This is a genomic window from Streptomyces scopuliridis RB72, from assembly GCF_000718095.1.
Taxonomy (GTDB): Bacteria; Actinomycetota; Actinomycetes; order Streptomycetales; family Streptomycetaceae; genus Streptomyces; species Streptomyces scopuliridis.
Window position 1 is genome coordinate 147,657 of the sequence record NZ_JOEI01000005.1, and the last position, 26,282, is coordinate 173,938.

Sequence of the window (26,282 nt, forward strand, 5' to 3'; positions counted from 1 at the left end):
GAAGACGAGTTGTCGTTGCCGCCGATGTCGGCTGCGAACCGGATCCATCCCTCCACTCTGGATGCTGTATACAATCTTCACCAGTCCCTTTGTCTCTATCGCTCGATAACCGGCGCTTATGAACGCGGCGTCGGCGCTCCGGGCAGGGCGCTGAACTGCTCGGGGTTGGCGGTCGGCCGTGACTTGCGTACGAACGCCCGGCGCAGCGCGTGGTACGGCGCCTGCGGGTCGAAGAAGATGTCACGCATCCGGGCGAGTTCCGCCTCGCGGTAGGCGGAGAGCGGTGTGACGGACCGGTACCGGTCGTTCTCCGGCCGGGTCCGCCGCTGGGCGACGGGCGACTCCGCCACCCGCGCCGCCAGCATCCGCACCTGTCCGCCGAAGTCCTCGGGCCCGCAGTGGACGATCCGGTCGACCAGCCCCAGTCTCCGCGCGGCCGTCGCGCTCACCGGCAGCGCCTCCTGGGTCAGCCGCCGGGCGGCGTCCGTCCCCACCCGGCGCGGCAGGGTGTACGTCCAGTACTCCGAGCCGTACAGGCCCATCAGCCGGTAGTGCGGGTTGAGCACCACGCCCGAGCGGCACCACACCTGGTCGGCGGCGAGCGCCAGCATCACACCCCCGGCCGCCGCGTTGCCGCCGAGCGCCGCGACGGTGATCCGGTCCGTCGTCGTCAGGACCGCCGCGACCAGGTCGTCCATCGCCTGGATATTGGCCCAGGATTCCTCGGCCGGGTCGGCGGCGGCCTCGATCACATGGAGGTGGATGCCGTTCGAGAAGAAGTCCCGGCCGCCGCCGAGCACCAGCACCGAGGTGGGGCGCGCACAGGCGGCGCGATAGGCGGCGAGCAGGCGCCGGCAGTGGTCGGTGCTCATCGCGCCGCCGGGAAAGGCGAAGTCCAGCACGCCGACCGACTCGTCCTCCCGGTAGCGGATGTCCGTCCAGGAGTCACCGTCCACCTCTGTGTCACCCCCCGACCGCGTCGGCGGCTCCGGCAGTTCCGGCAGTTTCGGCAGCAGCGCGCCGAGGGCGAGTACGGCGGGGAGCTTGATGCCGGTCTGCCCGCCGGGGCGCTTGCGGGCGCGCAGTTCGGGAATCCACACCGCGCCGTCGGCGGTCGCCCGGCAGACGGCGCCGGCGCGGGTGGCGAGCAGATCGCCGGGGCGTCCGCGCAGCCGGTACTCGGGGCTGCCACCATGCAGGAACCACTCGGCGCCGCGGAGTTCGCCGGCGACCCCGGGCTGCGAGTCGGCGGCGCGCAACGCCCGTAGCACCGCTGCCGTACCGTCCCGTTGCCAGTCGATACGCCGCAGGCCCTGCTCGAAGTACGGCCGGGTGCGCCCGGCGGCCGGCAGATCCGCCTGTCGCCGCGGTACGTAATCGCCGGAAGCGACCCGGTCGACGGCGAGCAGCACGGCCTCCAGCGCGGCGTCGGAGACCTCGCCCCGGTAGAGGCCGCTCTTGGTGACGCCCGCGGGCACCGCGCAGGACACGGTGGCCCAGACATCACCGCCGTCCATCACCGCGTCAGCCTGCAGGACGGTCACACCCCACTGGCGCGCGCCTTCGTGGAGGGCCCAGTCCAGCGAGGAGGGCCCGCGGTCGCCGACCGGCCCCGGGTGGACGATGAGACAGGTATGCGCGGACCACACGTCGGCGGGGATCGCGCTCGTCAGCATGGGAGCCAGGATCAGTTCGGGCGCGTGCCGTCGCACGGCCTCCCGTAACGCGTCGTCATTCAGGGCCAGTTGGACCCCGACCAGGTGGCCGCGGTCGCGCAGTTCGACGAAGACCCGCTGGGTCAGACTGTTGAACGCGCTTGAGACAAGCAGGATCCGCACGGTTGCCTCCCGGCCGCCCGGCGCACGGGGACGCGACGAGCCCGACCGTCAGCGATCATCACGCCGCATCGGCCGGCCGGCGCAGACGCGCGGCCGGAAGCCACCCGATCGGCGCAACTCCGACGTACGGCCCGACGTACGGCCGGCTTCCGGCCCGGCGTACGGCTGATGCCTCGCCCGGCGTACGGCTTACGGGCGCCTCCCGGCCGCCGCGGTGTCGTCGTAGACCAGCAGTCCGTCCTCGCGCAGCCGGACGCCCGGGGTGGCGGTGTGCCGGACCATCCGGCCGTCGTGCATCAGATGGAGCACCGGGTAGTGGCGGGCGAGAACAGCGAAGTCGGCGATGATCCGGCGATGGCAGCGCCACCACAGCGCTTCGCCGCACATGATCGCGGTCGCCGTCGTCCGGGCGTCCTGGAGCAGCTGGTCGACCGCCGCCAGGAAGGCCGGATCGCGGGTGTAGCCGGCGTAACCGCGGAACGAGGCGTTGCGCCAGATGGTGTCGGGCGAGTCGGACCGTACGGGTCGGAAGCCGCCGAGCCGGCGCTCCCAGCGGTAGGCGATTCCGGCGGCGGGCAGCCACCGCTGGAGGCGTTCGCGGCCGGCATCGGGGTTGTGGCGGCTGCCCGGGGCGGTACGGATGTCGACCACGGAGGCGATGTGCGCGGCCCGCAGCAGGGCGGTCAGCTCCAGGTGGTCCGCCGTGCTGTGACCGAAGGTCACGAGCGGAAGGGTGGACATGCCTCCAGCATCCCAAATCGCGCGCCGTCGGCCGGCTCGCTCGTGCGGACGCGGTGGGATCAGGCCAGGGCGGCCGGGGCAGCGACTACCAGGGCAGGGAGCCCTTGACGTCGAAGTAGCCCCCGGTAGGACCGTCGGGGCCCACCTGCGCCATACGGACGATGATCTCGGCGCCCTCCTCGACGGTCTGCGTGCCACTGTGCGCGTTCAGGTCCGTCGCGGTGTAACCGGGCTCCACCGCGTTGATCCGCATGTCCGGGAGCGCCTTCGCGTACTGCACGGTGACCATGTTGAGCGCGGCCTTCGACGCCGGGTAGGCGACCCCCGGGTACGCGTACGTCGGCGTGCCCACCGCCGAGACCAGGGTCTTCGAGGCCAGGCCGCTGCTGACGTTGACCACGACCGGCGCGGCCGACCGCCGTAGAAGCGGCAGGAACGCGTGGGTGACACGCACCACGCCGAAGACGTTCGTGTCGAACAGCGGCCGCAGCATATCGGCGGTCACTTCCACGGCGCCGACCGCGTTCCCTTCGATGCCGGCGTTGTTGACCAGCACGTCCAGTCCGCCGTCGGCCTCGATGGTGCGCGCCGCGGCGGCGACGGACGCGTCGTCGGTGACATCGATGACGACCATCCGCGCGCCCAGCTGCTCGGCGGCGCGGCGCCCGCGCTCCGGGTCCCGGCTGCCCACGTAGACGGTGTGGCCCGCGGCGATGAGCCGGCGGGCGGTCTCGAAACCGAGGCCCTTGTTCGCTCCGGTGATCAGTGTTGTTGTCATGCCTCCAGGTTCCGGCCGGACGGTGTGGTCGGCCAGTGGTCCTGTTTTCCTGGGACTACCAGTACCAGGCTGGTCCACGGCCCGCGGTGCGCACGGGCTGCCCGCCGGCGGACACCGGCACGCGGCCGGAGTGCGCCCTTGGGAGTCCGGCGCCGTCGGCCACCACGAGGCCGCGCGCAAGACCGTCGATCCCCGCGCGCGGGCCCGCTGACACTGGACTGCGACGTGCTGACCCGACATGCGTATCGGGCTGGTTCGGGTTTCGCTGGAGGTGCTGTCCGGCCGCGTACATCCAACAGCCACCCCCGTGTCCGGGGCCGGACAGCTCGACTCATCACACACCTCATTCGCCCTCATTCGCGTAGCCGTTACTGACCGGACGGAAGGACACCACGCTGTGTCCCGGGATGCGACAGCACGTTATAGCGGTCAGACTGACGGCGCGGGAGACGACGGTCCAATGAGGCAGCCGACTGTCCTCACTGGACCGTCCCCCGTCCAGTCGCCGACACGCACAACGGGCCCGCGCCCCGGCACCGCTCAGGAGTCGGGAGGTGGTGCCGGATGCGGTGTGGCCGGCCGGGTTCGTACGAACCCGATCGCCTCCACCGGGCACACGGCCACCACGTCCATCGCGGGTCCGTCCGCGGCCGGTGCGTCGGAGCGGGCGCGTGCGCGTGAGCGGGTCCGTCCGCGGCCGATTCGAAATGCCGGCGACGCGCAGGCTCGCCCGGACATTGGTCCGGGCGTAGCGCAGCAGCTCCTCGACGGCCCTGGGGATCGTGTCCGGCTTGTCTCGCAGCCGCTCGTACCGCCCGGGTTCGTCCAGCAGGAGATGGACCATGCCGGCGAGCCGGTCGGCCGTGGTGCCGTAGCCCCCGGCGAGCAACACCCGGCAGAAGGAGACCAGTTCGTCGAGGACGGACACACGTCCGGCGCTCCCACGCGGAGAACACCCGGTCGCGCCCGCTCTTCCCCGAGATCGAACCGGTCCCGCTGCGCGAGGGCCTGGAACGGGCCGCCGAGTGGTTCCGTACCCACAGTCAGTAACTGTCGGTGTTTCGGGCAGCGTGGTACGTTCCGTCTGTTCGTGTTGATCCGGCGATCCCTTCACGAACCCACCATGGAACGGAACTTCATCCCGTCATGCCTGCACGCCATCACTGGATCACTCGCGCCGAGACCAGCGCGGACATCCCCACCATCCGTGACATCAGCCTCGAAGCGTTCGAGACGCCGTTGGAGGCCGACCTCATCGACGCCCTGCGCGCCGACTCCTCCTGGATCGACGGCCTGTCCATCGTCAGCGCCGACGAGGACGGCGAGGTCATCGGCCACGCGCTGCTGACCCGCTGCCACATCGACGAAACCCCGGCCCTGTGCCTGGGCCCCGTCGCCGTACGGCCCGGTCACCAGAGGACCGGCGCCGGCTCGGCTGCCATCCGCGCCGCCCTCAAGGCGGCCAAGGACATGGACGAGTACTACGTCACCGTCCTCGGACACCCCACGTACTACCCGCGGTTCGGCTTCACCCGCGCCTCCACGCACCACATCGGCCTGACCATCGATGTCCCGGACGAGGCCATGATGGCCATGACCCTGGACAAGACCCACCCGCTGCCGAGCGGAACCGTCCGCTACGCGGCGCCCTTCGGGATCTGACAGCCCGAGTGTGACCGTGCGAGGGGGCACATCCCCATGCGGAGAAAGGGGGATGCCGCGCAGCAGACGGAGCAACCTGTCCGTTCTACAGGGCGCCCAGGAACGGTATGTGGCGTCTGCGGTCGCGGGTGCGCAGCCGGAAGGTGATGCCCGCGATGGTGACGGTCGCGAGGAACCAGAGCGGGCCCAGGAGCAGGTGGAGGGCGGGGGTGGTGTGGAGGAAGCCGGCGGTGACGCCGGACTGCATCGTGCCGTACGAGGGCAGAAAGCGGACGATGCCGTTGTCGGAGGCGGGGTTGGCCACGGGGTTTTGCAGTCCCATGTCGATGATGCTGAGCATGATGATCAGGAACATGCCTTCCAGCTCGCCGCGCAGCAGTGCGCCGAGCATCACGCCGATGCCGCCGAAGGCCAGTGCCGCGCCGAAGAGGGCCAGCCACAGCAGCGCGGGCCGGGCGGGCACCCAGTAGCAGCAGATGATGGCGGTGGCGTAGGCGCAGATGAGCGCGGCCGCGGTGATCAGTGAGGTGAGTTTCGCCGCGAGGAGATGGCCGCGGGGGTAGCCGGCCATGGCCAGTCGCTCGTCGAACTCGGCGGAGCGGTAGGTGACGATGAACATCATGAAACCGACGATCAGTGTGACGGCGTTAATGGCACCGGAGATCTTGGTGACATCGTTTCCGTCCACGGTGATGTTCCGGCCGGAGGCGCGCAGGAAGAACGTCACTTCGGCGTCGTTGATCACCAGGTAGACCAGGGTGATCCAGATGGGGACGAAGAACACGACGAGCACCAACGCCAGTCGGTTGCGCAGATGTTCGAGGAGCGCGTAGCCGGTGGCGGTCGAGTAGCGGGTCCAGGCGAGTCGCATATCAGTCCGCCGTCCGCACGCCGGTGATGTCGGCACCGGCGGTGTTGGCACCGGTGGCCAGGAGCCCGCCGTCCAGCCGCCACAGTTGGTCGAAGCGGGCGGTGTCGAAGGCGATGTGGGAGATGACAAGGACGGAGCGCCCCTGGTCGCGCAGAGTGGCGGCGAGGTCCCAGAAGCGTTCGTAGGTGTCCCAGTCGAAGCCTTGATAGGGCTCGTCCAGCAGAAGCAGTGGCGGGTCGTGCATGAGGGCGAGGGTGAGATTGAGTTTCTGCCGGGTGCCACCGCTGAGGGTGGCGACGCGATGGCGGCGGTACGCGGCGAAGTTCAGGATGTCCAGCAACTCGTGCGCTCGTTCCAGGTCCGGCAGACCGTACGCGACCTGGAAGAACCGGAGATGCTGGTCGACGGTGAAAGCGGGGTTGAGCACGGTGTGTTGAGGACAGTAGCCCAGGCTGCCGGGAAAGCTGACGGTCCCGCGATCGGGGGTGAGCCGGCCGGCGAGGATCCGCAGCAGCGTGCTCTTGCCGGAGCCGTTCTCGCCCACGACGCCGACCAAACGGCCCGGCGGGACTTCGAGTTCGACTCCGCGCAGGACGTGGTGGTCGCCATAGGATTTGTGCAGGTCGCCGACGTGGAGCGTGGGGGCGGAAGGAGGCATTCGGTCACGGTTCCTGAGCGTGGGGGGATCGGATACGTGGGGTATCGGATGCGTGGAGGTATCGGATGCTTGGCGGGGGATCGGATGCGTGGCGATGCGCGCGGGGATCATTCGCGCTCGCGGCGGGCCGCGTAAGCGCCCAGAGCGCCGAACATGATGGAGTGGTAGGTGCAGGGCGCCACCTCCTGGAGCGGCTTCCACGCCCGGTCGACCACCTGACGCGCCTCGTCCATGCACGCCTGGACCGCACCGTGTTCCTCCAGCATCAGTGCGATCTCGACCGCTGTCGCGTGGTCGGCCGCACCGTCGCGCACGGCGTGCCACACCTCACGCATGCGTGACCCGGGCAGCAGTCCCACGGCGTGGGCCAGCGGCATGGTGACCTTGCCGGCGCGCAGATCCTCGGCGGTGTGCTTGGTCATCACGCGCTCGCCGGAACCGGTGGGGGCGGTGACGCCTCGCAGGTCCATCACATCGTCGCTGATCTGGTACGCCAGGCCGATCGCCTCGCAGTAGTCGCCCAGAGCGCTGATCTGTTCCTCGGTGGCTCGTGCGATCACCGCGCCCATCTGTCCCAGGCCGCGTACAGGTACCCCTGTCTTGAGCCGGTGCGCCGTGCGGACGCGGCGCAGTACCGGCGCGGGATCCCCCGTGGCCACGGCGGTGTCCATGGCGGCGCGGTGGCTGGCGATGTCGATGCCCTGGCCCGCGTGGCCGGCCCGCAGGACCTGCAAGTAGACCTGGTAGACGCGCAGTCGGAGCCGGTCGTCGTCGGGCAGGATGTCCCGCAGGACCCGGTCGAAGACGAAGTAGGCGGCGGTCCCGGCGTTGATGGCCACCGCGTCGCCGAACACCGTGTGGACGGCGGGCCGGCCCCGCCGCACCGGGGACCTGTCCTCCACATCGTCGATGATCAGGTTTCCGGTGTGGAGGATTTCCGTGGCACCCAGCAGTGGCCGGTAGGGCTCGCTGCTGACCCCGAACAGCTCGATGGCCGCGGCCGCGACGTAGGCACGCCAGCTCTTCCCCAGGCCCGCCGCGGCATGGCGCAGTGGGCGTACCAGCGAGGAGTGCAGATCGGCGGCCACCAGTTCGTCCAGCCGCTCGGGGCAGTCCTCGGACCCTGCCACCCCGAGCAGTTCGGCGCGCCGGGGCTCGCCGGGGTAGAGGCGGTCGAGTTCCTGACGGGTGATGTCGCGGGTACGGGTGATGTACCGCTCGAAGTCGCCGATCCGGTTGGACGTGAACACCTCGACGATCCCGTGGCCGTTCACCGGACGCCCGCCCATGGTGCCCTCGACGCTCACATGGGCCTCCAGGATCCCCGTGGTGAAGATCAGCGATCGGATCTCCTGCTCGGGGAACCACGCCCGCACACGCAGGCACGCGTCGTGCTCGGGGATCAACAGGTCGTACTCGGTGTTGTACGTGTTCAAGGTGGCGAGCGACGTCCAGGGCCGCCCGCCGCGCAGCTCGAACGCGGCCTCGACGCGTCCGCCCTTCGGCGGGCACAGCACCGCGCCGTCTCCGGCCGCGGTGGCGTGCCCGGTGGTGATGTCGGTCCGCGTCATGGAAATGGCGGCGATGTCCCACCCGTTGTCGAGCCGGAGCCCGCAATAGGTCCAGCCGAGATCGGTGGCGTCCTGGGCTTCCGTGGGGCGGTACCACGCGTCACCGAGGGCGTGCTCGTACCAGCCCTCCCCACTGACCGTGGTGGTGAGTTCGCCTTGGCGGTATGTCCCCTCCACCTCCAGCCGCGGGACGATGAAGGAGTACAGCCCTCCGAGCTTCGCACCGCCGGCGGACTGTTGTGCGGCGGGCTTCAGTGCCGACATCCGCAGGGAGAATCCGCTGTGTTCACCGTCGGCCTCGACGACATAGGTGCCGTCCGCGTCCTTGCGCAACGTGCCGACGCCGCCGAAATCCAGGTCGAGCCCGTGCTCGCCGACGCGCACGGGACGGGGCAACAGCCGGTCGGGGCCGGGTAGTTGACGTGCCAGCGCTTCGCTCCACGCCTCGCGTATCCGCGGGTCCATGAAATCATCCGAAAGAGTGAGCAGCCGGCTCAGTTCCCTCGATGTGTCGTCCAGCCAGGTCTCGCCGCCGCGGGTTCGCGTCGTCGCGTCACTGCGAAACCAGTAGAGCGAATGAGACCTCAGCACGCCCCCGTCCACGTTCGGCGCCTGATGGCGCATGAACTGGAAGGAGAGCCCGAACTCCCGCTGTCCATCGTGCAGTTGGGCATGGAACCACCACCACTCCGTACCGCTGGCGGCATGCGGCAGGTCGTGCACGGCCAGGTCGGGCGCCTCGCCTTGGAGCGGCCAGTCTTCACGCCACCGTAACCCCAATGTGCCCCGCAAGATCGTTACCCCCTCGACCACGCCTTATGCGTAAGTCCTATATGAAGACGCGGAGCGTAGCACCACGATGACTTACGGCGATGAAGCGTCCAGTCGCTCGCGGAACCTCACCCGTGCCCCTAAGGCGCGTCCGCGGTACGGGCGGACCACTGAAGCAGGAAGCGCAGCGCTTCCCGGGACGGGGAGTCGGGCGGCGCCGTGTACGCCACGAGGAGCTGTTCAGGCTGAGTCGCGACGGACAACTGCTGGACGTCCACCGTGACGGGGCCCACCACCGGATGGTGGTACGTCTTGGTGAGCTGTCGGGGCCCACGCACCAGATGACTCCCCCACCTGGTCCTGAAGTCCGGGTCCCGTACGCTCAGTTCGCCCACCAGCGCGGCCAGGACCTGGTCGTCGGGGTGGCGGCCCGCCTCCGAAGTCGGTCAGCAGGGCGGCCACCGCCGGGTTCCAGGCCAGCACGTCCTGGCGGCGGTTCAGGACCATCGCCGGGATGTCGTGCATGCCGTCGAGCAGTTGCCGTAGCTGCTGGTCGACCTGCTGCCCGGCCGGCTGCCGCGCGGGGGCGGGCTGGGCGACCTCGGCCACGGCGAAGAGGTACGCGCGCTCGTCCGGGGCGAGTTCCAGTGCGTCCGCGAGCGCGTCGAGGACCGGGCGCGACACCCGGCGGGTCCGGCCCTGCTCCAGCCGTACGACATAGTCGGTGCTCACATGCGCGAGCTGGGCCGGCCCCTCCCGGCGCAGCCCCGGTACCCGGCGCAGGCGCCCGTCGTCCGGCAGGCCCGCCCGGCGCGGGTCGAGGGCGGCGCGGGTCGAGGGCGGCGCGGCGCGAGCGCAGGAAGTCGCCCAGCTCATTACTCTCAGGTCGCGCTCGCCTGGCCGCTCGCCCGCTCGCCCGCGGTCATGCCCATTCCCGGCACCACCGGCATCGCCCACCTGCGGGAGAACGTCGACGCGCAGGACCTCGAACTGAGCCCCGAGGACATCCGGTCGACCACCGACCTCGCTCCGGAGGGCGCGGAGGCTTGAGGGCGCGGCGGCCTGAGAGCGTGGCGACCGGTCGGAGCGTCACATCCGCGTCGTCACATCCGCGTCGCCCGGATGACGCCTGATCTGCGCGGTCACCACGAGGTTCCCCTCTCACCAAAGAGTGCGTTCTTCCTGTACAGAGCACACTTCCCTACGGTGAGCGAGTAACGGGAAGTGACCGCTTCGAGCAGAGCAAGGACGACACACATGCACGTGCACGACCACCTCGGCCGCCCGCTGACCTCGGCCCGTATGTCCGTGAACGGCACCCGGCTCCACTACCGCGTGGGGGGCCAGGGAGACCCCGTGGTGCTGCTCCACGGCGCGCCGAAGACCAGCTACCACTGGCGGGACGTCGTTCCGTGTCTGACGCCCCATCACACGGTGATCACGCCCGACCTGCGTGGGCTCGGCGATTCCGAGCCGGCCGCCGCGGGCTTCGACACGGTGACGCTCGCGGAAGACATCGCCGAGCTGATGAGCGGGCTCGGCTTCGACTCGTACCGTGTCGTCGGCGAGGACTGGGGCGCCGCGGTCGCCTATCAGCTCGCGGCCCGCCACCCTGATCAGGTGCGGCAGTTGGTCTACCAGGAGGCATTCCTGGCGGGCTTCGGCTGGGAGGAGATGACCCACCTCGACGCGGAGCGCGTGGCCGCCGGGGCGTGGATCTACCACATCGGCTTCTTCTTCAAGCCGGACATCCCCGAGATGCTCATCACGGGGCGCGAGCGGCCGTTCATCGACCACTGGATGTCCCAGGAGGCCCACCACGTCGACGCGCTCTCCTCCGACTTCCTCGACGAGTACGTCCGGTGCTACACGATGCCCGGCCGCCTGCGGGCGATGCTGTCCATCTACCGCGCCAGCCTTGAGGACGCCGAACTCAACCGCGCCGCCGCCCGCACCCCGCTGCCGATGCCTGTCCTCGCGGTCGGCGGAAGGTACGCCATGGGCGGCGACCCGGCGCGGCAGATGCGCGAGGTCGCCACCGACGTGCGCGAGGTTCTGCTCGACTCGGGCCATCACCCCGCCCAGGAGACACCGCGCGAGACGGCCGAGGCGTACCTGGGATTCTTCACCGGCGACCGCTGAGCCCAACACACGTTATTGAATATGATTTTCACTTCATATAGCGTGTACACGACCACTTCTTCCAACTGGAGGTTCGATGTCCGCCACTCTGACCCGCGCCGCTCTCTACTCCGGGGCCGTCATAGCAGCCCTCGGACTGGCCGCCGCTCCCGCACAGGCCGCCCTGATCACCCTGTCCCAGGGGCACGTCGATGTCGTCGACATCGCCTACGAAGGCGGCGTCCTCAGACTCGGCCTGCACGACGAGACCACGGGAACCGGCGTCGAGCGCGACCCGGCCGAGGTGACCCTGCGCGTCAAGCCCGAAGCCGGGGCCACGGTGCCCAGCAACCCCGCGTTCTCATTCCTCGGCTCCCCCGGCGCGCCTGTCTGGATCCTGCCCCAGACCAGCAACCCCGCTCTGCTGCACGCCGGTTGGGCCGCGCACGAGCTGCCGGCCGGCGCGTTTCAGGGCGACTCCGTACATCTGAAGCTGACCGCGGTGAGCGGCCCCGCCGACGTGAGCCTGTACGACGTGAGCCAGGGCACCCCGACCAAGCGGTTCGACAGCGGTGACGGCCTGCCCGACTCCGTGAACGTCTCGGCGGGCGCTCATCACCACACCAACTGGGCGTTCGAGGCAAAGGGCGACTACACCCTCACCTTCCAGGCCACCGGCAAGCTCACGAACGGCACGACCCTGAACTCGGCACCGGTGGCGTACCACTTCACCGTCGGCTGAGCCTGAGCCCATATCACATCAGAACGGCCCCCTCCGGACGAACTACCCCCAGCGGCACAGCTCATGGTCTAGCGTTGCCGCGACACAGTTCGGACGGAGGGGGTTCCGGGTGGATGCGGAGTTAGTGGCGTTGGCGTCCACTGCGGCCTCGACCGCGGTAACACTGTTGGTCACCGACGGGTGGGAGAAGGTGACAACCGGGCTGGCGTCGCTGTGGCGTCGCGTCCATCCGGATCGCCCCGAGGTGATCGAGGGCGAGCTGCTGGAAGCCCGGACGGCGCTGTTGGACGCCGAACGTACGGGCGACACCACCATCTCGGAGGACATGGTCGCCGAGTGGCGGAACAGGCTGCGTCGCCTGGTCGACGCGGACGCGGAGGCGACCGCTGACCTCAGGCGCCTGCTCGCCACGGTGCTGGAGCCGGCGTTGGCCGAGACCGGACGGCGCGAGCCGTCGATCACCATGACCGCGGTCGTCTCCGATCACGGCCGTGTGTACCAGGCAGGCCGGGACCAACACCTCTCCAAGGAAGAGTGATGAGTCCCGAGGACGATCCAGCCGCGGACCGGGCCTCTGACCCGCCGTGCGCATGACCTCGCCGCAGGGGGTGTCCGTGCGTGTCAGCTCTCCAGGAGACGGCCCCAGACGACCAGCCGGTATCGGGAGGTGTATTCCGGGGTGCACGTGGTCAGCGTGATGTACCGGCCCGGCCTGTCGTAGCCGGCCTTCTTCGTCCCGCCGGCCTTCGTCCTCCCGGCGCCGTACGCGGTGGTGGGGACGGGCTGGATCGTGTCGCTGTCGTCGGGTGATGTGCGCGGCAGTACGGAGTCGACGCGGTACCGGAAGTCGCCGTCGGCGGTCGTGAGGGTCACGGTGTCTCCGGGGCGTACCCGGTCGAGATGCCGGAACGGCTCGCCGTGGGTGTTGCGGTGTGCGGCCAGCGCGACGTTGCCGATCTGGCCGGGCAGCGCCGCGCCGGGATAGTGGCCGACGAACCCCCGGTCGAGAACCCGGTGTTTGTCCACGCCTTCCGCGACGGGCACGGTGAGGTTCAACCGGGGGATGCGCAGGATCGCGAACGACCGTGACCGGGCCGGCGCACGCTGTCCGGCGACATCGGCGGGCACGCCGGGCGAGGGCACGTCGCCCGCCCGGTCGCCCGCCCGGCGCGGCTGTCCTTCGCCGCCGGGGCCGGCTTCGTACGGTTCCCCGGCGGGGCCGGGGGCCGCGGGCTCGGGGTGGGACCACTGCTGTTCGAGGCGCTGAACCTCGTCCTGTGCCTGCGCCCGGGCGGCGTGGTTGGTCCACCACAGCAGGTGGACGGCGAACAGCACCATCACCGTGCCCAGTGTCAACGCGGCATCACTCAACCCACGGACGAACCGGTGCACCACACTCACCTCGTCGGGGTCCGCTCGACCAGCGCCGCTTCTTCCGTCTGCGCGGACCGCCCAGGTCCGGCCGTCGCCTGTCCGCGCTCCCGGCCCGGCTTCCGGCGGTGGCGTCCGGCCGTGAGGAGGCCGTGGCGGGGTGCGAGGAGCCAGCACAGGATGAACACACCCGTGACGACGAGCACGATGAGACCGCCGGCCGCCAGGTTGTACGCGTAGGAGAGATAGAGACCGATGACCGCGGACCCGGCGCCGATGGCGGGGGCGAGGGTCATCATGACGCCGATACGGTCGGTCAGCAGCCGCGCGCACGCCGCGGGGGTGATCAGCAGTGCGAGCACGAGGATGTTGCCGACGGCCTGCAGAGAGATGACCACGGTGACGGTGACGAGCGCGTACAACACGATGTCCAGGGCGAACACAGGCAGGCCGGCGGCCTTCGCCGTCTCGCGGTCGAGGCTGACGGTCACCAGCTCCTTGTGGACCGCCGCGGCGACGAGCAGCAGGATCAGCCCCATCACGGCGACCGTGAGGACATCACCGTCGCTGATGCCGAGGATCTGCCCGAACAGGAACGATTCGAGGGACCCGCTGTAGCCGGGGGCGGTGCTGAGGATGACGATGCCCAGACCGAACGCGGCGGCGAAGAACACACCGATGACGGTGTCCTCCTTCAGCCGCCGGTTCTGCGAGAACACCGCGACCGCGAGGGCGGTGAGCAGTCCGGCGACGGCGCCGCCGAGCACCAGGTTGAACTGGAAGACGAAGGCGATCGCCACGCCGGGGAAGACGGAGTGCGAGACGGCGTCGCCGATGAAGGCCATCCCCCGCAACACGACATGGGCGCCGACGACGCCGGAGACGATGCCGCACATGACCGCGACCCCGAAGGCACGCTGCATGAACAGGTGCTCCCACGGGCCGGTGAGGAAGTGTGTGATCCCGCTCATCGGGTCACCCCCAGAGAGGTCAGCAGCTGATCGGATCCGGTCACACCGAACGCGCGCAGCCACACGGCCGGGTCCCGAAGTGTCTCGGGCGGTCCGTCGGCGATCACGGTCTTGTTGATCAGACACAGCCGGCCGGCCGTGTCCGCTGCGGCGGGCAGATCGTGCGTGGTCATCAACACCGCCTTGTCCTCCTTGCGCAGTTGCAGGAATAGGGCGGTCAGAAGCTCCCGCGTGGGCACGTCGAGACCGGTGAACGGCTCGTCGAGCAGCAGCAGTTTCGGCCGCAGCGCGAGTGCCCGGGCAACCAGCACGCGCTGGCGCTGGCCTCCGGAGAGTTCACCGATCGGTCGGTGTCGCAGATCAGTCATGGCGACGCGGTCCAGGGCCTCCCCGACCGCTTCACGATCCGCCGCGCCGGCCCGGCGCAGCCAGCCGATCCTGTGCGTACGTCCCGTCAGGACGGCCCGCTCCACCGACAGGGGGAAGTCCCAGGCGAACTCGTGGCGTTGGGGCACATAGCCCACGGTGCCGCGGCCCTTCCCGGCGGGTCCGCCGTCGAGGTGGATGGTGCCGGTACGCGGGGTGAGCAGGCCGAGGACAGCGCGGAGCAGTGTGGTCTTCCCGGCGCCGTTCGGGCCGATCAGCCCGACCAGTTCGCCGGTCCGTACGGTGAGGTCGACACTGTCCAGAGCGAGCCGGCCGCCCAGTTCCACCGTGACGGACCGTACGTCCAGTGCCGGGGTCCCTGTCATGGTGTTGTGGTCCGTCACCGCTGATCCCCCTCCGGGCGCGCGTCGTTGGCCGGGGACGAGGCGGTGTGCCGCCGGCCGGACCTGCCCCGGCGCCACACCAGGACGGCGCCGACCGTGGCGGCGGCCACGGCGGCTCCGACGCCCCACCACAGGGGGGCGGAAGATTCATCCGTGCCCGAGGACTTCGGCGGCTCCGGCTTCTCCTCCGGCCTCCCCTTGCCCGGTGTGTCCGAGGCCGCGTGCGAGCCTTCGCCGGCGGGCTTCGCGGCGAAGGCCCGGCTCGGGTCCTGTGGGCCGACGGAGAACTGGAGCGTGCGAGTGCTGTCGTGGCTCTTGCCGTCCTTGGTCCTGGCCGTCATCCGTACATCGAGGAGATACGTCCCGGGCTCGGTGAACGCCCAGTTTCCGTGGACGTGACTGTTCACCTCGATCCCGGTCTCCTGCGGCAGCTTCTTCCTCCCGTCGAAGAGGATCTTCGGTGTGCCGAAGCTGCCGTTGAGGAACAGGACGAAGTCTCCGGGTCCTTCGACTCCGGTGAGCTGCCAGTTCACCTCCCGGTCGACGGTGGAGGCGACCTCGGGTTCCTGACTGTTCCAGCCCGGCCACAACACACCGTCCTGCTGTACCTGCGGCAGCAGCCACACCGGGTCCCCGGGGGTGCCCAGGAAGCCGAACTCCTTGCTCTCCGGTACGTCGATCTTGGCGGTGTCGCCGACCCGCAGGACCACGTCCGTGGTGTTGCGCCAGGTCGCGGGCCTGGTGGTGTCGTCACGTATCTGCACGGTCCAGGTGCCGTGGTCGAAGCGCGCGCCGATGTCGACGTGGCCGTCACCGATGACCGTACGGCCCGTGCCGGTCTCCGGCACGGCGTCGGACTCGGCGCCCGGGGGCGGGGATTCCGCGGCCGTCGCCGACAGCGTCGGGGTCAGCGCCGGAGTCAGCGCCAACAGGAGGGCCCCGCACGCGGTCCCGGCGCTTGCGCGCGCCCGTCTGGTCTTCACTTCTTCGTGCCTCCGAGGCAGGAGCGGAGTTCGTCGGCGTTGTGCCGCATCATGTCGGTGTAGTGCCGGGTGTGCTGGTCGAAGGCATCGCCGTAGAGCATGCAGACCTTGACGTGCTGGTCCTCGGCGACCTGGTTGAGCACGGTCGCGCGCTGCACCAGATTGGGTTCCATGAACACGGCGGGGACCTTGAGGTTCCTGATGGTCGTCGACAGCTTCTCCACGTCGTCCGCGCTGGGTTCCTGCGCGGGGTTGGGTACGACGAAGCCGGCGACCGTCAGGCCGTAGGCGTCGGCGAGGTACCCGAACGCGTCGTGGGTGGTGATCAACTGCCGCCTGTCGGAAGGAATCCCGGCGATCCGGTCCCGTACGTACGTGTCGGCCTCGTCGAGTTCCCGTTCGTAGGCACGGCTGTTGTCGTCGTAGGTCCGGGCGCCCTTGGGGTCCCGCTTCTTGAGGGTGTCGCGGATCAACTGCGCATAGGATTTGGCGTTCCGTACGTCCTGCCACAGATGCGGGTCGATCTCGCCGTGCACATGCCTGCCGAGCACGGCCTGCGGCAGCTGGTGGATCTTCGCACCGGGTGTGCCGAGGAAGGAGAACCGCTTTTCGCCGGGGACCGTCTCCAGTGCCCGGTTGGGTACGTCGATGACGACGTCGCCCGGGGGAATCTCCTCCTGCCTCTTGCCCTTGGTGCGCAGGTCGGTGAAGGCGGACATCTTCCCCGAGTCGAGGTTGACCGTCAGGTCGGTGTGTCCGTCGCCCAGGATCGTGTCATCGGGGCCGGCCACGGTGTGCGGGTCGACACCGACGGCGAAGGTGTACGTGCCCTTGCCGACCGGTTGCGGTGTGCCGCCGCCGGGGTTCTTCAGCTTCGCCTCCAGGGTCAGCCTGTACACACCGGGCTTGGTGAAGGCCCAGTTCAGATGGGTGTGCGCGGCCGGGGGCAGGCTGGTGGTGTCCTTCGCCGAGAAGCCGTCGGCCGAGTTGAAGTAGACGTTCGGCTGCCCCAGCGACTCCGTCAGATAGGCCACCAGCTCACCGGGACCGCGCACCTCGGTGGCCGACAGCAGGACGTCCGAGGAACGGGTCGCTCCGCGCGCTTCGCCCTCACCGCGTACCCGCAGTCCGAGCCAGAGCACATCGAGGCCGACGTCCTCGACCAACGGGATCACATGCGCACCGTAGGTCTCCGACGCCTCGGCGAGGGAGACATTCGGGGTGTTCTCACGGGCGTTGGAGTCGACCGTCTTGATCAGCGCGTGCTCTTCGAGGAGCAGGTGATTGGTGAAGGTGACATCGGCCTTGGAGACCGCCTTCGCGTCGGCGGGGGTGGGCTCGTAGGAGTGCGGGTCGCCGCCGGGCGGCACGATCGAGTCGACCTGGACACGGTCGCCGCCGACCTCGCGGACCAGGTCGGCGAGGATTTCCGTGGTGGTCACCACGCGCAGCGCGGCGTTCGGATTCTCGGCGTCGGCGGGCGGGCGGGCATGGCCCTCACAGCCGGTCACGGCGATCCCGACGACGGCGGTGGCGGTGGCGGCCAGTGTCCGCAGGACGAGTCTGGGCACGCGCATGTGAGAGAACTCCCAACAGGCAGGGGGTCGGCGCAGGGAATGGTGGGATTCCCGTCGCCGGCCCGAGGGCAGGAGCGGCCCGCGGCTCCGGGCGGACCGCAGGGATCCGTTCAGGACTGGACGGCTTCGCCGCCCGCGGTGGCGGTCACGGCGCGGCGCCGGTTGGCACGGCTGACAACAACGGCCGCCGTACCGCCGAGGACCAGAACACCCGCCCCCAGAGCGAGCGGCACAGCCGCACCGCCGCCCGTGTGCGCGAGGCTCCCTCCGGCATTGCCGCCGCCGGTCGTCGGGGATCCGCCGGAAGCTGTACCACCGCCGGTGCCGCCGGTGGTTCCCGGTCCCCCGGTCGAGCCACTGGTCGAGTCGCCGGCCGAACCCGCGCCGCCCGTCGTGCCTGTGCCACCGGTCGAGCCGCCGTCGTCGCTGCCGCCTCCCGGGGTGACCGCGTCCGGGTCGACGTCACCGACCGCGAAGGTGTACGTCCGTGTGTCGCTGGAGGTCTTGCCGGACGGAAGCCGGCCGCTGAGCTGGAAGGTCACCTTGTACGTACCCTGCTTGCTGAAGCCCCAGTTGCCGTGCGCGTGCACGCCCAGATTGACCTCCTGGGTGTCGGGCAGACCGTCCCTGCTGTTGTAGAGGACCTGCGCCCCGCCCAGGCCGGCGGTCTCCCAGATGGCCAGTGAGCCCGGTCCGGTGACCTTGGTGAGCTTCATGTCCAGCGGGCTCTTGAGGTCTCCGCCGTCCAGGGACTCGGTGTTCCAGCCGGCCCAGACGACGCCCTGCTTCTGCACCTGCGGGATCAGCCAGAAGTCGCTGCCGGCCTTGCCGAGGAAGGAGTAGGCACTGTTGGCGGGCACCTTCTCCTTCGCCGCCGGTCTGACATGCAGAACGACGGAGGACGGCTCGCGCCAGCTGATGTCGGCCGGGTTGCGGCTGTCCTTGAAAAGGGTCCGCAGTTTGCCTCCCACCATCTTTCCGGCGATCGCGTCCACGTGTCCGTCGTCGATGACCACCTTCTGGCTGAGGACACCGGAGTCGGTGGCGGCCTTGACGGCAGGGGCCGGAGCGCGGGCGGGTCCGGTACGGGCGCTCGCCTCGCCGTCGCCGGTCCCCTGGCCGTCGTCACCGGCCGGGGACGACGCGGGCACGGGAAGGGCAGGGAGGGCGGGGGGCTGCTGGATATCCTCCGCGACCCGCACCGTCCACTCGGTGGTGGCGGTCACGTCCTCGCCCGTTACGAGCCGCGCGGCCGCCCGCGAGGTGAGGCGGTACTCCCCCGGCTCGGTGAACGCCCACACCACCTCACCGCTGTCGGCGGCAGGCAGCGCGTGAGCGTCCGGGAGCCCATCGGTGCTGTCGAACAACACCTCCGGGCCGGGTGCCTCGTCGCCCGGCGTGGCTGCCTCCGTCGGTTCGAACACCGCTATGTCACCGGGTCCTTCGATACCCGTGAGCGCCCAATCGACGTTGCTTTCCGCGAGCTGCTCGGTGGGGACGGCGGTGGTGTCCCACCGCGGTGCCGGCGTGCCGGACGTACGACCGTCGAGGACCCATACGGGGCTGCCGGGCTTGCCGAGAAACGTGTAGTCGTCCCCCGCGGGGACAGTGGTCCTGGTGTCGGGGCCGACCTCAAGATCCGCCGCGGGCACGCCTTGCGAGGCGTCGATGGCGCCCGTCCCGTGGTCCAGATCCAGCGCCAGCTTCTCGTTCTCCAGGGACAGGACGACGTTCGCCGTCCGGGCCGGGGGCACCTGCGCACCGTTGTCGCCGGTGTCGGCGAAAGCAGCCGGTGAGAGACCCGCGGCGAGGGCCACGGAACCGATGGCTCCGGCTGCGGCCCACCGTGAACTCCTGGGTGATGCCATGGGTTTGACCACTCCTTCTCCAGCGACAGCCGTGGGCAGGTCGCATACGTTGTGATTCACCGGCCGGGCGAGACCGCCGGGCGCGGGTCAGGAGCCCGCGGGGTCCTGGACGGCCGGCGTGGCCGGCGTGTGCGTACGCGGCACGCGACGACGCAGGTATACGGCGGCACCGGCGCCCGCGGCGACGAGGACCGCGCCTCCCACACCGAGCGGCATCGCTACGCCCGCGCCGGTTTCGGCCAGGCCGCCGCCGGGCGAGGTGGCTCCGCCCGTACCGCCATGGGTCGTGGCGCCGCCGGTGGAACCACCGTCCGTGGAACCACCATCGGTCGCGCCACCGTCCGTTCCGCCGTCGGTCGCACCACCGCTGGCGCCGCCATCAGTCGCACCGCCGTCCGTCGTCCCACCGTCCGCGGAACCACCGTCGGTCGCACCGCCGTTGGTCGAGCCGCCACCGGTCGAGCCACCATCCGTACCGCCGCCAGTCACACCACCACTCGCGCCGCCATCAGTCGCACCGCCGTCCGTCGTCCCACCGTCCGCGGAACCACCGTCGGTCGCACCGCCGTTGGTCGAGCCGCCACCGGTCGAGCCTGAAGACCTGGCTGTCGGAGACGTCCTCGCCCGAGGCCAGCCTGGCCTTGAAGGTGAACGTCATCCGGTACACGCCCTCCTCGGTGAAGGCCCAGTTAGCGTGCTCATGGGTGCGCGCCGGCACGTGATAGGTGTCAGGAAGGCCATCACGGGTGTCGAACCGCATCAGAGGCTCACCGAACGGCGACCAGCCGAAGACCAGCAGACTCCCTGGCCCTTCCACCTCGTCCAGCGAGAGTTCGAACTCCCCCTGGATGTCGGCCGCTTGGAACGCCTCGGTGTTCCAGCCGGCCCACAGCACCTCAGGGTTCTGCGTCTGTGGAATCGAGTGGTAGACGTCGCCCGGGTTACCGATGAAGGCCAGCCCGCCCGCCGGGTCCGGGATCGTCTCCTTGCTCTTGGATGTGAGGTGCATGATCACCGAAGTCGGTTCATGCCAGACGGCGTTGCTCGTTCTGCTGTCCCTGAACAGCGTGCGGAACTTCCCTTCCACCAGCCGCGGCGCGATCGCGTCGACATGACCGCTGTCGATGACGATGCGCTCGTCGACCACGTCGTTCGGCGCGGGATCCACTGCCGGATCCGCCCCGTACGCCACCGAAACGGCGCCGGCGGCCGTTCCGCCGCTATCGACCCCTCCCACGGACACAAGCCCGGCCGCAGCCAGCGCCAGCACCCCCACCACACGCAAAGACCGCGTAATTGATCTCATCGCCCCTCGTCAGATCCGTCGTGACCACGACAAGGCTAGATGATATGGAAATCATTTTCAATAAAGCCCTCACTTCCGGTGGTAGGCGGCAAGAAGGAAGAGCCAGATCTCGCTGACGGTCGGGAAGCAGGCGACCGCGTGCCGCAGCCGCTTGAGAGGGACCTCGCCGGCGACGGCGATCGTCGCGGAGTGCAGCAGTTCGCTGATTCCGTAGCCGACGAAGGTCACCCCGAGCAGGATCTCCCGGTCGAGGTCGACCACCATCCGGGCGTGGCCCTGGTAGCCGTCGGCGTAGAGGTTGGCGCCCTGGGCGGCGCTGAGGTCAAGGTCGACGACCTTGGTGCGGCGACCGGCCCGGGCCGCTTCCTCGGCGGACAGGCCCACCGCGCCCGCCTCGGGGTCGGTGAAGAAGACCTGCGGCACGGCGTGCTGGTCAGCGGTCGTGGCGTGATCGCCCCAGGGGGCGTCGTCCAGCGGGAGGCCGGCGGCACGGGCACCGATCGCGTCGCCCGCCGTCCGGGCCTGGTACTTGCCTTGGTGGGTGAGGAGAGCGCGGTGGTTGACATCGCCGAGGGCGTACAGCCAATCGCCTTCGACTCCGCGGACGAGACAGGTCGTATCCACGTCCAGCCAGGAACCAGGGGTGAGGCCGACCGTGTCCAGGCCGAGGTCGTCGGTGTGAGGTGCGCGGCCGGTGGCGAACATGACGTCGTCGGCCTCCAGTTCGCCACCGTCATCGAGGGTGAGGGTGACCGGTCCGGCGGGGTCGGGGCGGCGCAGGGCCGTCACCCGGACTCCGATCCGTACATCCGCGCCTGCCTGGGTCAGACCGCGTGCGATGAACTCGCCCGCGAAGGGTTCCATCCGGGGCAGCAGGGAGCGGCGGGCGAGCAGGGTGACCTGGGAGCCGAGGCCCTGCCAGAGGGTGGCCATCTCGACGCCGACCCCGCCGCCGCCGACAATGGCGAGCCGGGCGGGGACGGTGCTGGAGTCGGTGCCGTGCCGGTTCGTCCAGGGGCGAGCTTCGTTGATGCCCGGGATGTCGGGCAGCACCGGGCGGCTGCCGGTGGCGATGGCCACGGCGTGCCGGGCCGTGAGGGTGTGGCGCGCGCCGTCGTCCCGGGTGACGATGACCCGGCGGGGGCCGTCGATCCGGCCGTGGCCGCGGAAGAGGTCGGCGCCGATGGACTTGACCCACTCGGCCTGTCCGGTGTCGTCCCAATCGGTGACGTAGCGGTCGCGGCGGGCGAAGACCTGGGCGGTATCGAGCCGGCCGGTGACCGCTTGCCGGGCGCCATCCACTCGCTGAGCGTCGGCGACGGCGACTACCGGCCGCAGCAGCGCCTTACTGGGGACGCAGGCCCAGTAGGAGCATTCACCACCGACGAGTTCACGCTCCACCACGGCGACGGTGAGACCGGCGGCACGGGCGTGGTCGGCGACGTTCTGTCCGACCGGGCCCGCGCCCAGCACGACCACGTCATACGCGCCATTTGATCGGCTTTCCAGCGATTCATTCATTTCCTCATCGCATCATGATCAGCAGCCGATCGCGCGGGATGTCGCGCGGGAGGAGAAGCCGCGACCACGCGGTGTGCGCAGCCCGAACGCACCCCGCACCCCGGGCCGCGGCGCCCTCGCCACAGCCAAGGGCGGACAGGCCGGGCAGGCTATTCCTCGCGTTCGAGCTCGGCCCGGGCACGCTGGGCGTCGAGGTCCTCCTGCGCGGCACGGTAGATGTCGCCGGCCAGCTTGCGGGCGGCCTGGGGGTCGTCCGCCGAGGAGACCTTCCGGATCCGGTCGGCCCATTCGTCCACGTTGCGAGGCATTTCAGAGTTCTTGCTCACATAACCTTTGTACCTTTTGGCGGGTTTCTTTGCCTCTCGTGGCGGGGTACGGACCCGGTCAGGCGGCCGGCGCGGAGGCCGGGACGGCTCCGGGGCCGCGTCAGGAGACCAGCTTCACCGTGCGGCGGCGCCGCACCGGGAGGATGAGATGGCGACCCTGCTGTCAGTCAACGTGGGACTGCCGAAGGACGTGCCCTGGCAGGGCAGGACGGTACACACGGGAGCGTGGAAGTATCCCGTCGACGGCCCTCGGATGGTGCGCCGCCTCAACATCGACGGAGACGGCCAGGGCGACCTCCAGGGCCACGGCGGGGAGCAGCGGGCCGTCCTTGTCTACCAGTCACAGTCGTACGCGTACTGGCGCGAGGTTCTGGAGCGTGACGATCTCGACTTCGGCCGGTTCGGGGAGAACTTCACCGTCGACGGGCTGGCGGACGACGAGGTGTGCATCGGCGACCGGTATGTGATCGGCGAGGCCGAATTCGAGGTCACCCAGCCGCGTGTCACCTGTTACCGGGTCGGCATGCGGCTGAACGAACCGCGCATGGCCTCCCTGCTGGTCGCCCACCACCGCCCCGGCTTCTACCTCCGTGTCATCACCGAGGGCCGGGTCAGGGCGGGAGACCGGATCACACGGACCCGCACCGGCAAGGGGGCGCTCACCGTCGCCGATACCGATGCTCTTCTCTATCTCCCGGGGGCCGATCCGGCCAAGCTGCGTACCGCCCTGAACATCGAGGCACTCAGCCCCGGATGGCAGCAGTCCTTCCAGGACATGAGCCGCCGGCTCGATCGGCCGCCCGGCCCCGCACCCGCCGCGCCGGGGTGGAGGGGCTTCAAGCAACTGCGCGTGAACCAGATCGTCCACGAGACCCCGGTCGTCTCGTCGTTCTACCTGAGGTCCGCGGACTCCCAGCCGCTGCCCCCGGCCATGCCCGGCCAGTACCTGAGCGTACGGATCCCCGGAGAGGGACAACCCGGTCTCGTGCGTTCGTATTCACTGTCCTCGGCTCCCAGTGCGACCGAGTACCGGATCAGTGTCAAACGCGAGGACCGCGGCGTGGTCAGCACCTACCTCCACACTCAGCTGAACCGAGGCGACGTCATCGAAGCGGCCGCCCCACGCGGGGCGTTCGTGCTGGCCGATAGCCATACGCCCGTAGCGCTGTTCTCGGCGGGCATCGGTGTCACCCCCGTTCTGGCGATGCTGCACCAGCTGGCCCGCGAGCACCGCTCGCGCGCCGTGTGGTGGGTGCACACCGCGCGCGACCCCGGGCAGCACGCCTTCGCGGAGGAAGCCCGGCAGCTGCTCGCGCGGCTGCCCCACACCCACGCCTTCATCTACTACACAGCCCCGGACTACACCGCTCCGGATCTCGCGGTCACCGGGGAGCCGTGCGTCACTCACGGGCGCATGACCAGCGAAGACATCCGGAAGCTCGGTATCCCCGCCGACGCGCACGCCTACCTGTGCGGCCCCACGGGCTTCATGTCGGACGTGACATCCGCTCTCCAGCCGGCGGGGCTGAGCGGCTCGCACATCCACACCGAAGTCTTCGGGGCGCTGACGGCCATCAACCCCGGTGTCACATCTCAAGGCACCGGACGTCCCCACCAGCCGCCCGGCCCCCAGGGCACAGGGCCCTCCGTCACCTTCGCCCGCAGCGGACTGTCCACTTGCTGGTCGGACCAGTACGCCACACTGCTGGAGCTGGCGGAGGCATGCGACATCCCCACCCGCTGGTCCTGCCGTACCGGGGTGTGCCACACCTGCACCACACCCCTCCTCGCGGGCCGGGTCCAGTACACAACGCAGCCCCTGGAGGATCCCGCCTCGGGTGAAGCGCTGCCGTGCTGCAGCATCCCCACCACCGACGTTCTTCTCGACCTGTGACCTGCGACCTGCAACCTGCGACCTGCGACCTTTCGGAGCTCGTCGTGTGTCGATCCGTGCTGGACTGTGACTCACCGTTCAAAGCGATCTTGGAGGCTGGCATGAGCAACGTTGTGCATCACCGCACCGCCACCGTCAACGGCAGGGATGTCTTCTACCGGGAGGCCGGAGACCCGCAGGCACCGGCGCTCGTGCTGCTGCACGGCTTCCCGACGAGCTCGCACATGTTCCGGAACCTGATTCCGGCTCTCGCCGGCACCCACCACGTCATCGCGCCCGACATGATCGGATTCGGGCAGTCGGCCATGCCCGCGGTCGACGAGTTCGACTACACCTTCGACGCCCTCACCGACGTGACCGCGGGTCTGCTGGAGCAGCTCGGTGTCAACCGGTTCGCGGTGTACGTGCACGACTACGGAGCGCCCATCGCCTGGCGGCTCGCCACGCGGTCTCCGCAGAGCGTCACCGCGATCATCACGCAGAACGGCAACGCCTACACCGACGGGTTCGTCAAGGCATTCTGGGACGGGCTGTTCGCCTACGCCGAGAACCCGACGCCCGAGAACGAAGCCCCTCTCCGCGGAGCCCTGACCCTCGAACTGACCCGCTGGCAGTACCTGAACGGGGTCGCGGATCCGAGCCTCGTCAGCCCGGACACCTGGACCATCGACCAGTCGCTCCTCGACCGCGCGGGCAACGACGCCATCCAGCTCGCGCTGTTCCGCGACTATCCGGCCAACGTCGCTCAATACCCCCAGTTGCAGCAGTATTTCCGCGACAGCCAGGTGCCGCTGCTGGCCGTGTGGGGGGCCAACGACGAGATCTTCGGCCCCGACGGAGCCCACGCCTTCCAGCGCGACCTGCCGGACGCGGAGATCCACCTCCTGGAGTCCGGGCACTTCGCCCTGGAGAGCCATCTGGAGGAGATCACCGGCTACATCCGCGGCTTCCTCGCCCGCGTCACCTCCTGATACGCACAGTCCGCGGGCCCCTGCGGCCGCCGAGCGGCCGTGAGTGCCGACCGGGTCCGGCCGGGTTCGTTCGGCACTGATCTAGGATTTCACTGTTGGCGTCCTTCAGCAGGCGAGGAGTTCCCCGTGGGTGAGCCGCGGTACGTGGTGATCGCCGACGACCTCATGGGGAGAATCGCCGCCGGGCGGTGGGCCGTCGGCGAACTGCTGCCCACCGAGCCGGAGTTGGCGGTGGAGTACGGCGTCTCGCGGGAAACGTTGCGGCGGGCGCTGCGTCGGGTGGAGCTGGGCGGACTGATCTCGCGGCACAAGGGCATCGGCACGCGCGTGGAGCGTACGACGCCTTTCACCCGGTTCACGACGAAGCTGGGCAGCATCGAAGAGCTGACCCAGTACGGCGAAGCCGCTGTACGGCACGTTCTGACGGTGGAGCCGGTGACGGTGGACGCCGCCCTGTCCGCGGTCACCGGACTGGCGGAAGGCTCCCAGCAGGTGTGCGTGACCTCGCTGCGACGGGACCCGGAGCGCCCGGAGGGAGCCGTCTCCTGGGCGAAGGTGTATCTGCGGCCCGAGGACGCCAAGGCCATCGCCTCGGATCTGGGTGAGAACACGCGGTTGATCTCGGACCTGGTCGAAGCCCGTACGGACCGCGCCGTGGAGCGCGTCGTCCAACGGGTGCGGGCCGTGAGGATGCCGGCGGAGGCTGCGGCGCACCTGGGGGTGGAGCCGGGGAGCCCGGGGCTGGAGTTCGTCCGCCGGTACTACGACGCTCTGGGGACCCTCTTCGAGGTCGCCGTCAGCACACACGCGGGTGACCACTTCGTCCACGAGACGATTCTCAGCCGCAGGTAGACCCTCCCCCTGTCGCTACGCTCCGTTACGCCTCGCCACTCGACCGTCTCCGGCGATTACCGCGTGCACACCTCTTGACATGCGTGTATCCCCAGCCGTCTCCTTGTCTAGACACAAAC

The 26,282-nt window shown here is 69.8% G+C and carries 24 protein-coding genes and 1 pseudogene; 8 read left to right on the plus strand and 17 right to left on the minus strand.

Features of this window, described 5'->3' with window-relative positions:
• Positions 1 to 116: 116 nt before the first annotated feature.
• From IF11_RS0106065 to IF11_RS0106075, 3 genes are all read right to left on the minus strand, one after another.
• Positions 117 to 1,838: an enoyl-CoA hydratase-related protein gene (locus IF11_RS0106065; protein ID WP_030350388.1), complete on the minus strand. Its 1,722-nt coding sequence runs from the start codon at positions 1,836 to 1,838 to the stop codon at positions 117 to 119.
• 189 nt (positions 1,839 to 2,027) lie between these two features.
• Positions 2,028 to 2,579 carry a DUF488 domain-containing protein gene (locus tag IF11_RS0106070; RefSeq protein ID WP_030350389.1) on the minus strand — a complete coding sequence of 184 codons (552 nt, stop codon included), beginning with the start codon at positions 2,577 to 2,579 and terminating at the stop codon, positions 2,028 to 2,030.
• An 85-nt stretch (positions 2,580 to 2,664) separates the two neighbouring features.
• Positions 2,665 to 3,357: an SDR family oxidoreductase gene (locus IF11_RS0106075; protein ID WP_030350390.1), complete on the minus strand. Its 693-nt coding sequence runs from the start codon at positions 3,355 to 3,357 to the stop codon at positions 2,665 to 2,667.
• 1,146 nt (positions 3,358 to 4,503) lie between these two features.
• Between IF11_RS0106075 and IF11_RS0106085 the strand changes: the two genes are divergently transcribed.
• On the plus strand, positions 4,504 to 5,019 hold the full coding sequence (locus IF11_RS0106085; RefSeq protein WP_030350392.1) for a GNAT family N-acetyltransferase: 516 nt from the start codon (positions 4,504 to 4,506) through the stop codon (positions 5,017 to 5,019).
• An 85-nt stretch (positions 5,020 to 5,104) separates the two neighbouring features.
• On the opposite strand, the gene IF11_RS0106090 is transcribed toward IF11_RS0106085, so the two are convergent.
• The 4 genes and pseudogenes from IF11_RS0106090 to IF11_RS36410 form a co-directional block, all read right to left on the minus strand.
• On the minus strand, positions 5,105 to 5,890 hold the full coding sequence (locus IF11_RS0106090) for a hypothetical protein (protein ID WP_030350393.1): 786 nt from the start codon (positions 5,888 to 5,890) through the stop codon (positions 5,105 to 5,107).
• Between the two features lies 1 nt (position 5,891).
• The gene (locus IF11_RS0106095) at positions 5,892 to 6,548 is read right to left on the minus strand and encodes an ABC transporter ATP-binding protein (RefSeq protein WP_030350394.1); all 657 of its coding nucleotides are present in this window, start codon (positions 6,546 to 6,548) and stop codon (positions 5,892 to 5,894) included.
• A gap of 107 nt (positions 6,549 to 6,655) precedes the next feature.
• Positions 6,656 to 8,911 (minus strand): polyprenyl synthetase family protein, encoded by a 2,256-nt coding sequence (locus IF11_RS0106100; RefSeq protein WP_169746434.1) that lies wholly within the window; start codon positions 8,909 to 8,911, stop codon positions 6,656 to 6,658.
• A gap of 119 nt (positions 8,912 to 9,030) precedes the next feature.
• Positions 9,031 to 9,766 (minus strand): annotated as a pseudogene (locus tag IF11_RS36410) (helix-turn-helix transcriptional regulator).
• 48 nt (positions 9,767 to 9,814) lie between these two features.
• Between IF11_RS36410 and IF11_RS41910 the strand changes: the two are divergent.
• From IF11_RS41910 to IF11_RS0106125, 4 genes are all read left to right on the plus strand, one after another.
• The gene (locus IF11_RS41910) at positions 9,815 to 9,940 is read left to right on the plus strand and encodes a hypothetical protein (RefSeq protein WP_342342616.1); all 126 of its coding nucleotides are present in this window, start codon (positions 9,815 to 9,817) and stop codon (positions 9,938 to 9,940) included.
• 207 nt (positions 9,941 to 10,147) lie between these two features.
• A complete protein-coding gene (locus IF11_RS0106115; protein WP_030350396.1) occupies positions 10,148 to 11,032 on the plus strand; it encodes an alpha/beta fold hydrolase in 885 nt (294 codons plus the stop codon).
• A 76-nt stretch (positions 11,033 to 11,108) separates the two neighbouring features.
• The gene (locus IF11_RS0106120; RefSeq protein ID WP_030350397.1) at positions 11,109 to 11,753 is read left to right on the plus strand and encodes a choice-of-anchor M domain-containing protein; all 645 of its coding nucleotides are present in this window, start codon (positions 11,109 to 11,111) and stop codon (positions 11,751 to 11,753) included.
• 190 nt (positions 11,754 to 11,943) lie between these two features.
• Positions 11,944 to 12,291 (plus strand): hypothetical protein, encoded by a 348-nt coding sequence (locus IF11_RS0106125; protein WP_133243261.1) that lies wholly within the window; start codon positions 11,944 to 11,946, stop codon positions 12,289 to 12,291.
• Between the two features lie 83 nt (positions 12,292 to 12,374).
• Here the strand turns inward: IF11_RS0106125 and IF11_RS0106130 are convergent, their stop codons facing one another.
• The 10 genes from IF11_RS0106130 to IF11_RS40745 all read right to left on the minus strand — a co-directional run bounded on the left by IF11_RS0106130 (position 12,375) and on the right by IF11_RS40745 (position 22,446).
• Positions 12,375 to 13,154 (minus strand): class E sortase, encoded by a 780-nt coding sequence (locus tag IF11_RS0106130; protein WP_030350399.1) that lies wholly within the window; start codon positions 13,152 to 13,154, stop codon positions 12,375 to 12,377.
• Positions 13,151 to 14,095: an anchored repeat-type ABC transporter permease subunit gene (locus tag IF11_RS0106135; RefSeq protein WP_030350400.1), complete on the minus strand. Its 945-nt coding sequence runs from the start codon at positions 14,093 to 14,095 to the stop codon at positions 13,151 to 13,153. The genes IF11_RS0106130 and IF11_RS0106135 overlap by 4 nt, the downstream gene beginning before the upstream one ends.
• Positions 14,092 to 14,847, minus strand: a complete 756-nt coding sequence (locus IF11_RS0106140) for an anchored repeat-type ABC transporter ATP-binding subunit (RefSeq protein ID WP_030350401.1) — start codon at positions 14,845 to 14,847, stop codon at positions 14,092 to 14,094. The genes IF11_RS0106135 and IF11_RS0106140 overlap by 4 nt, the downstream gene beginning before the upstream one ends.
• A gap of 14 nt (positions 14,848 to 14,861) precedes the next feature.
• Positions 14,862 to 15,848, minus strand: coding sequence for a TIGR03773 family transporter-associated surface protein (locus IF11_RS0106145; RefSeq protein WP_078490496.1), 987 nt, complete (start codon positions 15,846 to 15,848; stop codon positions 14,862 to 14,864).
• Entirely contained in the window at positions 15,845 to 17,425 is a 1,581-nt protein-coding gene (locus IF11_RS0106150) for an anchored repeat ABC transporter, substrate-binding protein (RefSeq protein ID WP_051745557.1), read from the minus strand. The genes IF11_RS0106145 and IF11_RS0106150 overlap by 4 nt, the downstream gene beginning before the upstream one ends.
• 110 nt (positions 17,426 to 17,535) lie before the next feature.
• Entirely contained in the window at positions 17,536 to 19,293 is a 1,758-nt protein-coding gene (locus tag IF11_RS0106155) for a TIGR03773 family transporter-associated surface protein (protein WP_078490497.1), read from the minus strand.
• 87 nt (positions 19,294 to 19,380) lie between these two features.
• Entirely contained in the window at positions 19,381 to 19,782 is a 402-nt protein-coding gene (locus IF11_RS0106160; RefSeq protein ID WP_051745559.1) for a hypothetical protein, read from the minus strand.
• A 19-nt stretch (positions 19,783 to 19,801) separates the two neighbouring features.
• The gene (locus IF11_RS0106165) at positions 19,802 to 20,569 is read right to left on the minus strand and encodes a choice-of-anchor M domain-containing protein (RefSeq protein ID WP_157848412.1); all 768 of its coding nucleotides are present in this window, start codon (positions 20,567 to 20,569) and stop codon (positions 19,802 to 19,804) included.
• Between the two features lie 99 nt (positions 20,570 to 20,668).
• Positions 20,669 to 22,120 carry a dihydrolipoyl dehydrogenase family protein gene (locus IF11_RS0106170; RefSeq protein WP_037727119.1) on the minus strand — a complete coding sequence of 484 codons (1,452 nt, stop codon included), beginning with the start codon at positions 22,118 to 22,120 and terminating at the stop codon, positions 20,669 to 20,671.
• Positions 22,121 to 22,269: 149 nt separating this feature from the next.
• Positions 22,270 to 22,446 carry a hypothetical protein gene (locus tag IF11_RS40745; protein WP_157848413.1) on the minus strand — a complete coding sequence of 59 codons (177 nt, stop codon included), beginning with the start codon at positions 22,444 to 22,446 and terminating at the stop codon, positions 22,270 to 22,272.
• A 148-nt stretch (positions 22,447 to 22,594) separates the two neighbouring features.
• Here IF11_RS40745 and IF11_RS0106180 point away from each other — a divergent pair, with 148 nt between their 5' ends.
• The 3 genes from IF11_RS0106180 (at position 22,595) to IF11_RS0106190 (ending at position 26,163) form a co-directional block, all read left to right on the plus strand.
• Positions 22,595 to 24,340, plus strand: coding sequence for an MOSC and FAD-binding oxidoreductase domain-containing protein (locus IF11_RS0106180; RefSeq protein ID WP_030350408.1), 1,746 nt, complete (start codon positions 22,595 to 22,597; stop codon positions 24,338 to 24,340).
• A gap of 101 nt (positions 24,341 to 24,441) precedes the next feature.
• Positions 24,442 to 25,311 carry an alpha/beta fold hydrolase gene (locus IF11_RS0106185; protein ID WP_030350409.1) on the plus strand — a complete coding sequence of 290 codons (870 nt, stop codon included), beginning with the start codon at positions 24,442 to 24,444 and terminating at the stop codon, positions 25,309 to 25,311.
• A gap of 126 nt (positions 25,312 to 25,437) precedes the next feature.
• Entirely contained in the window at positions 25,438 to 26,163 is a 726-nt protein-coding gene (locus tag IF11_RS0106190; protein WP_030350410.1) for a GntR family transcriptional regulator, read from the plus strand.
• The last annotated feature ends 119 nt before the right edge of the window (positions 26,164 to 26,282 follow it).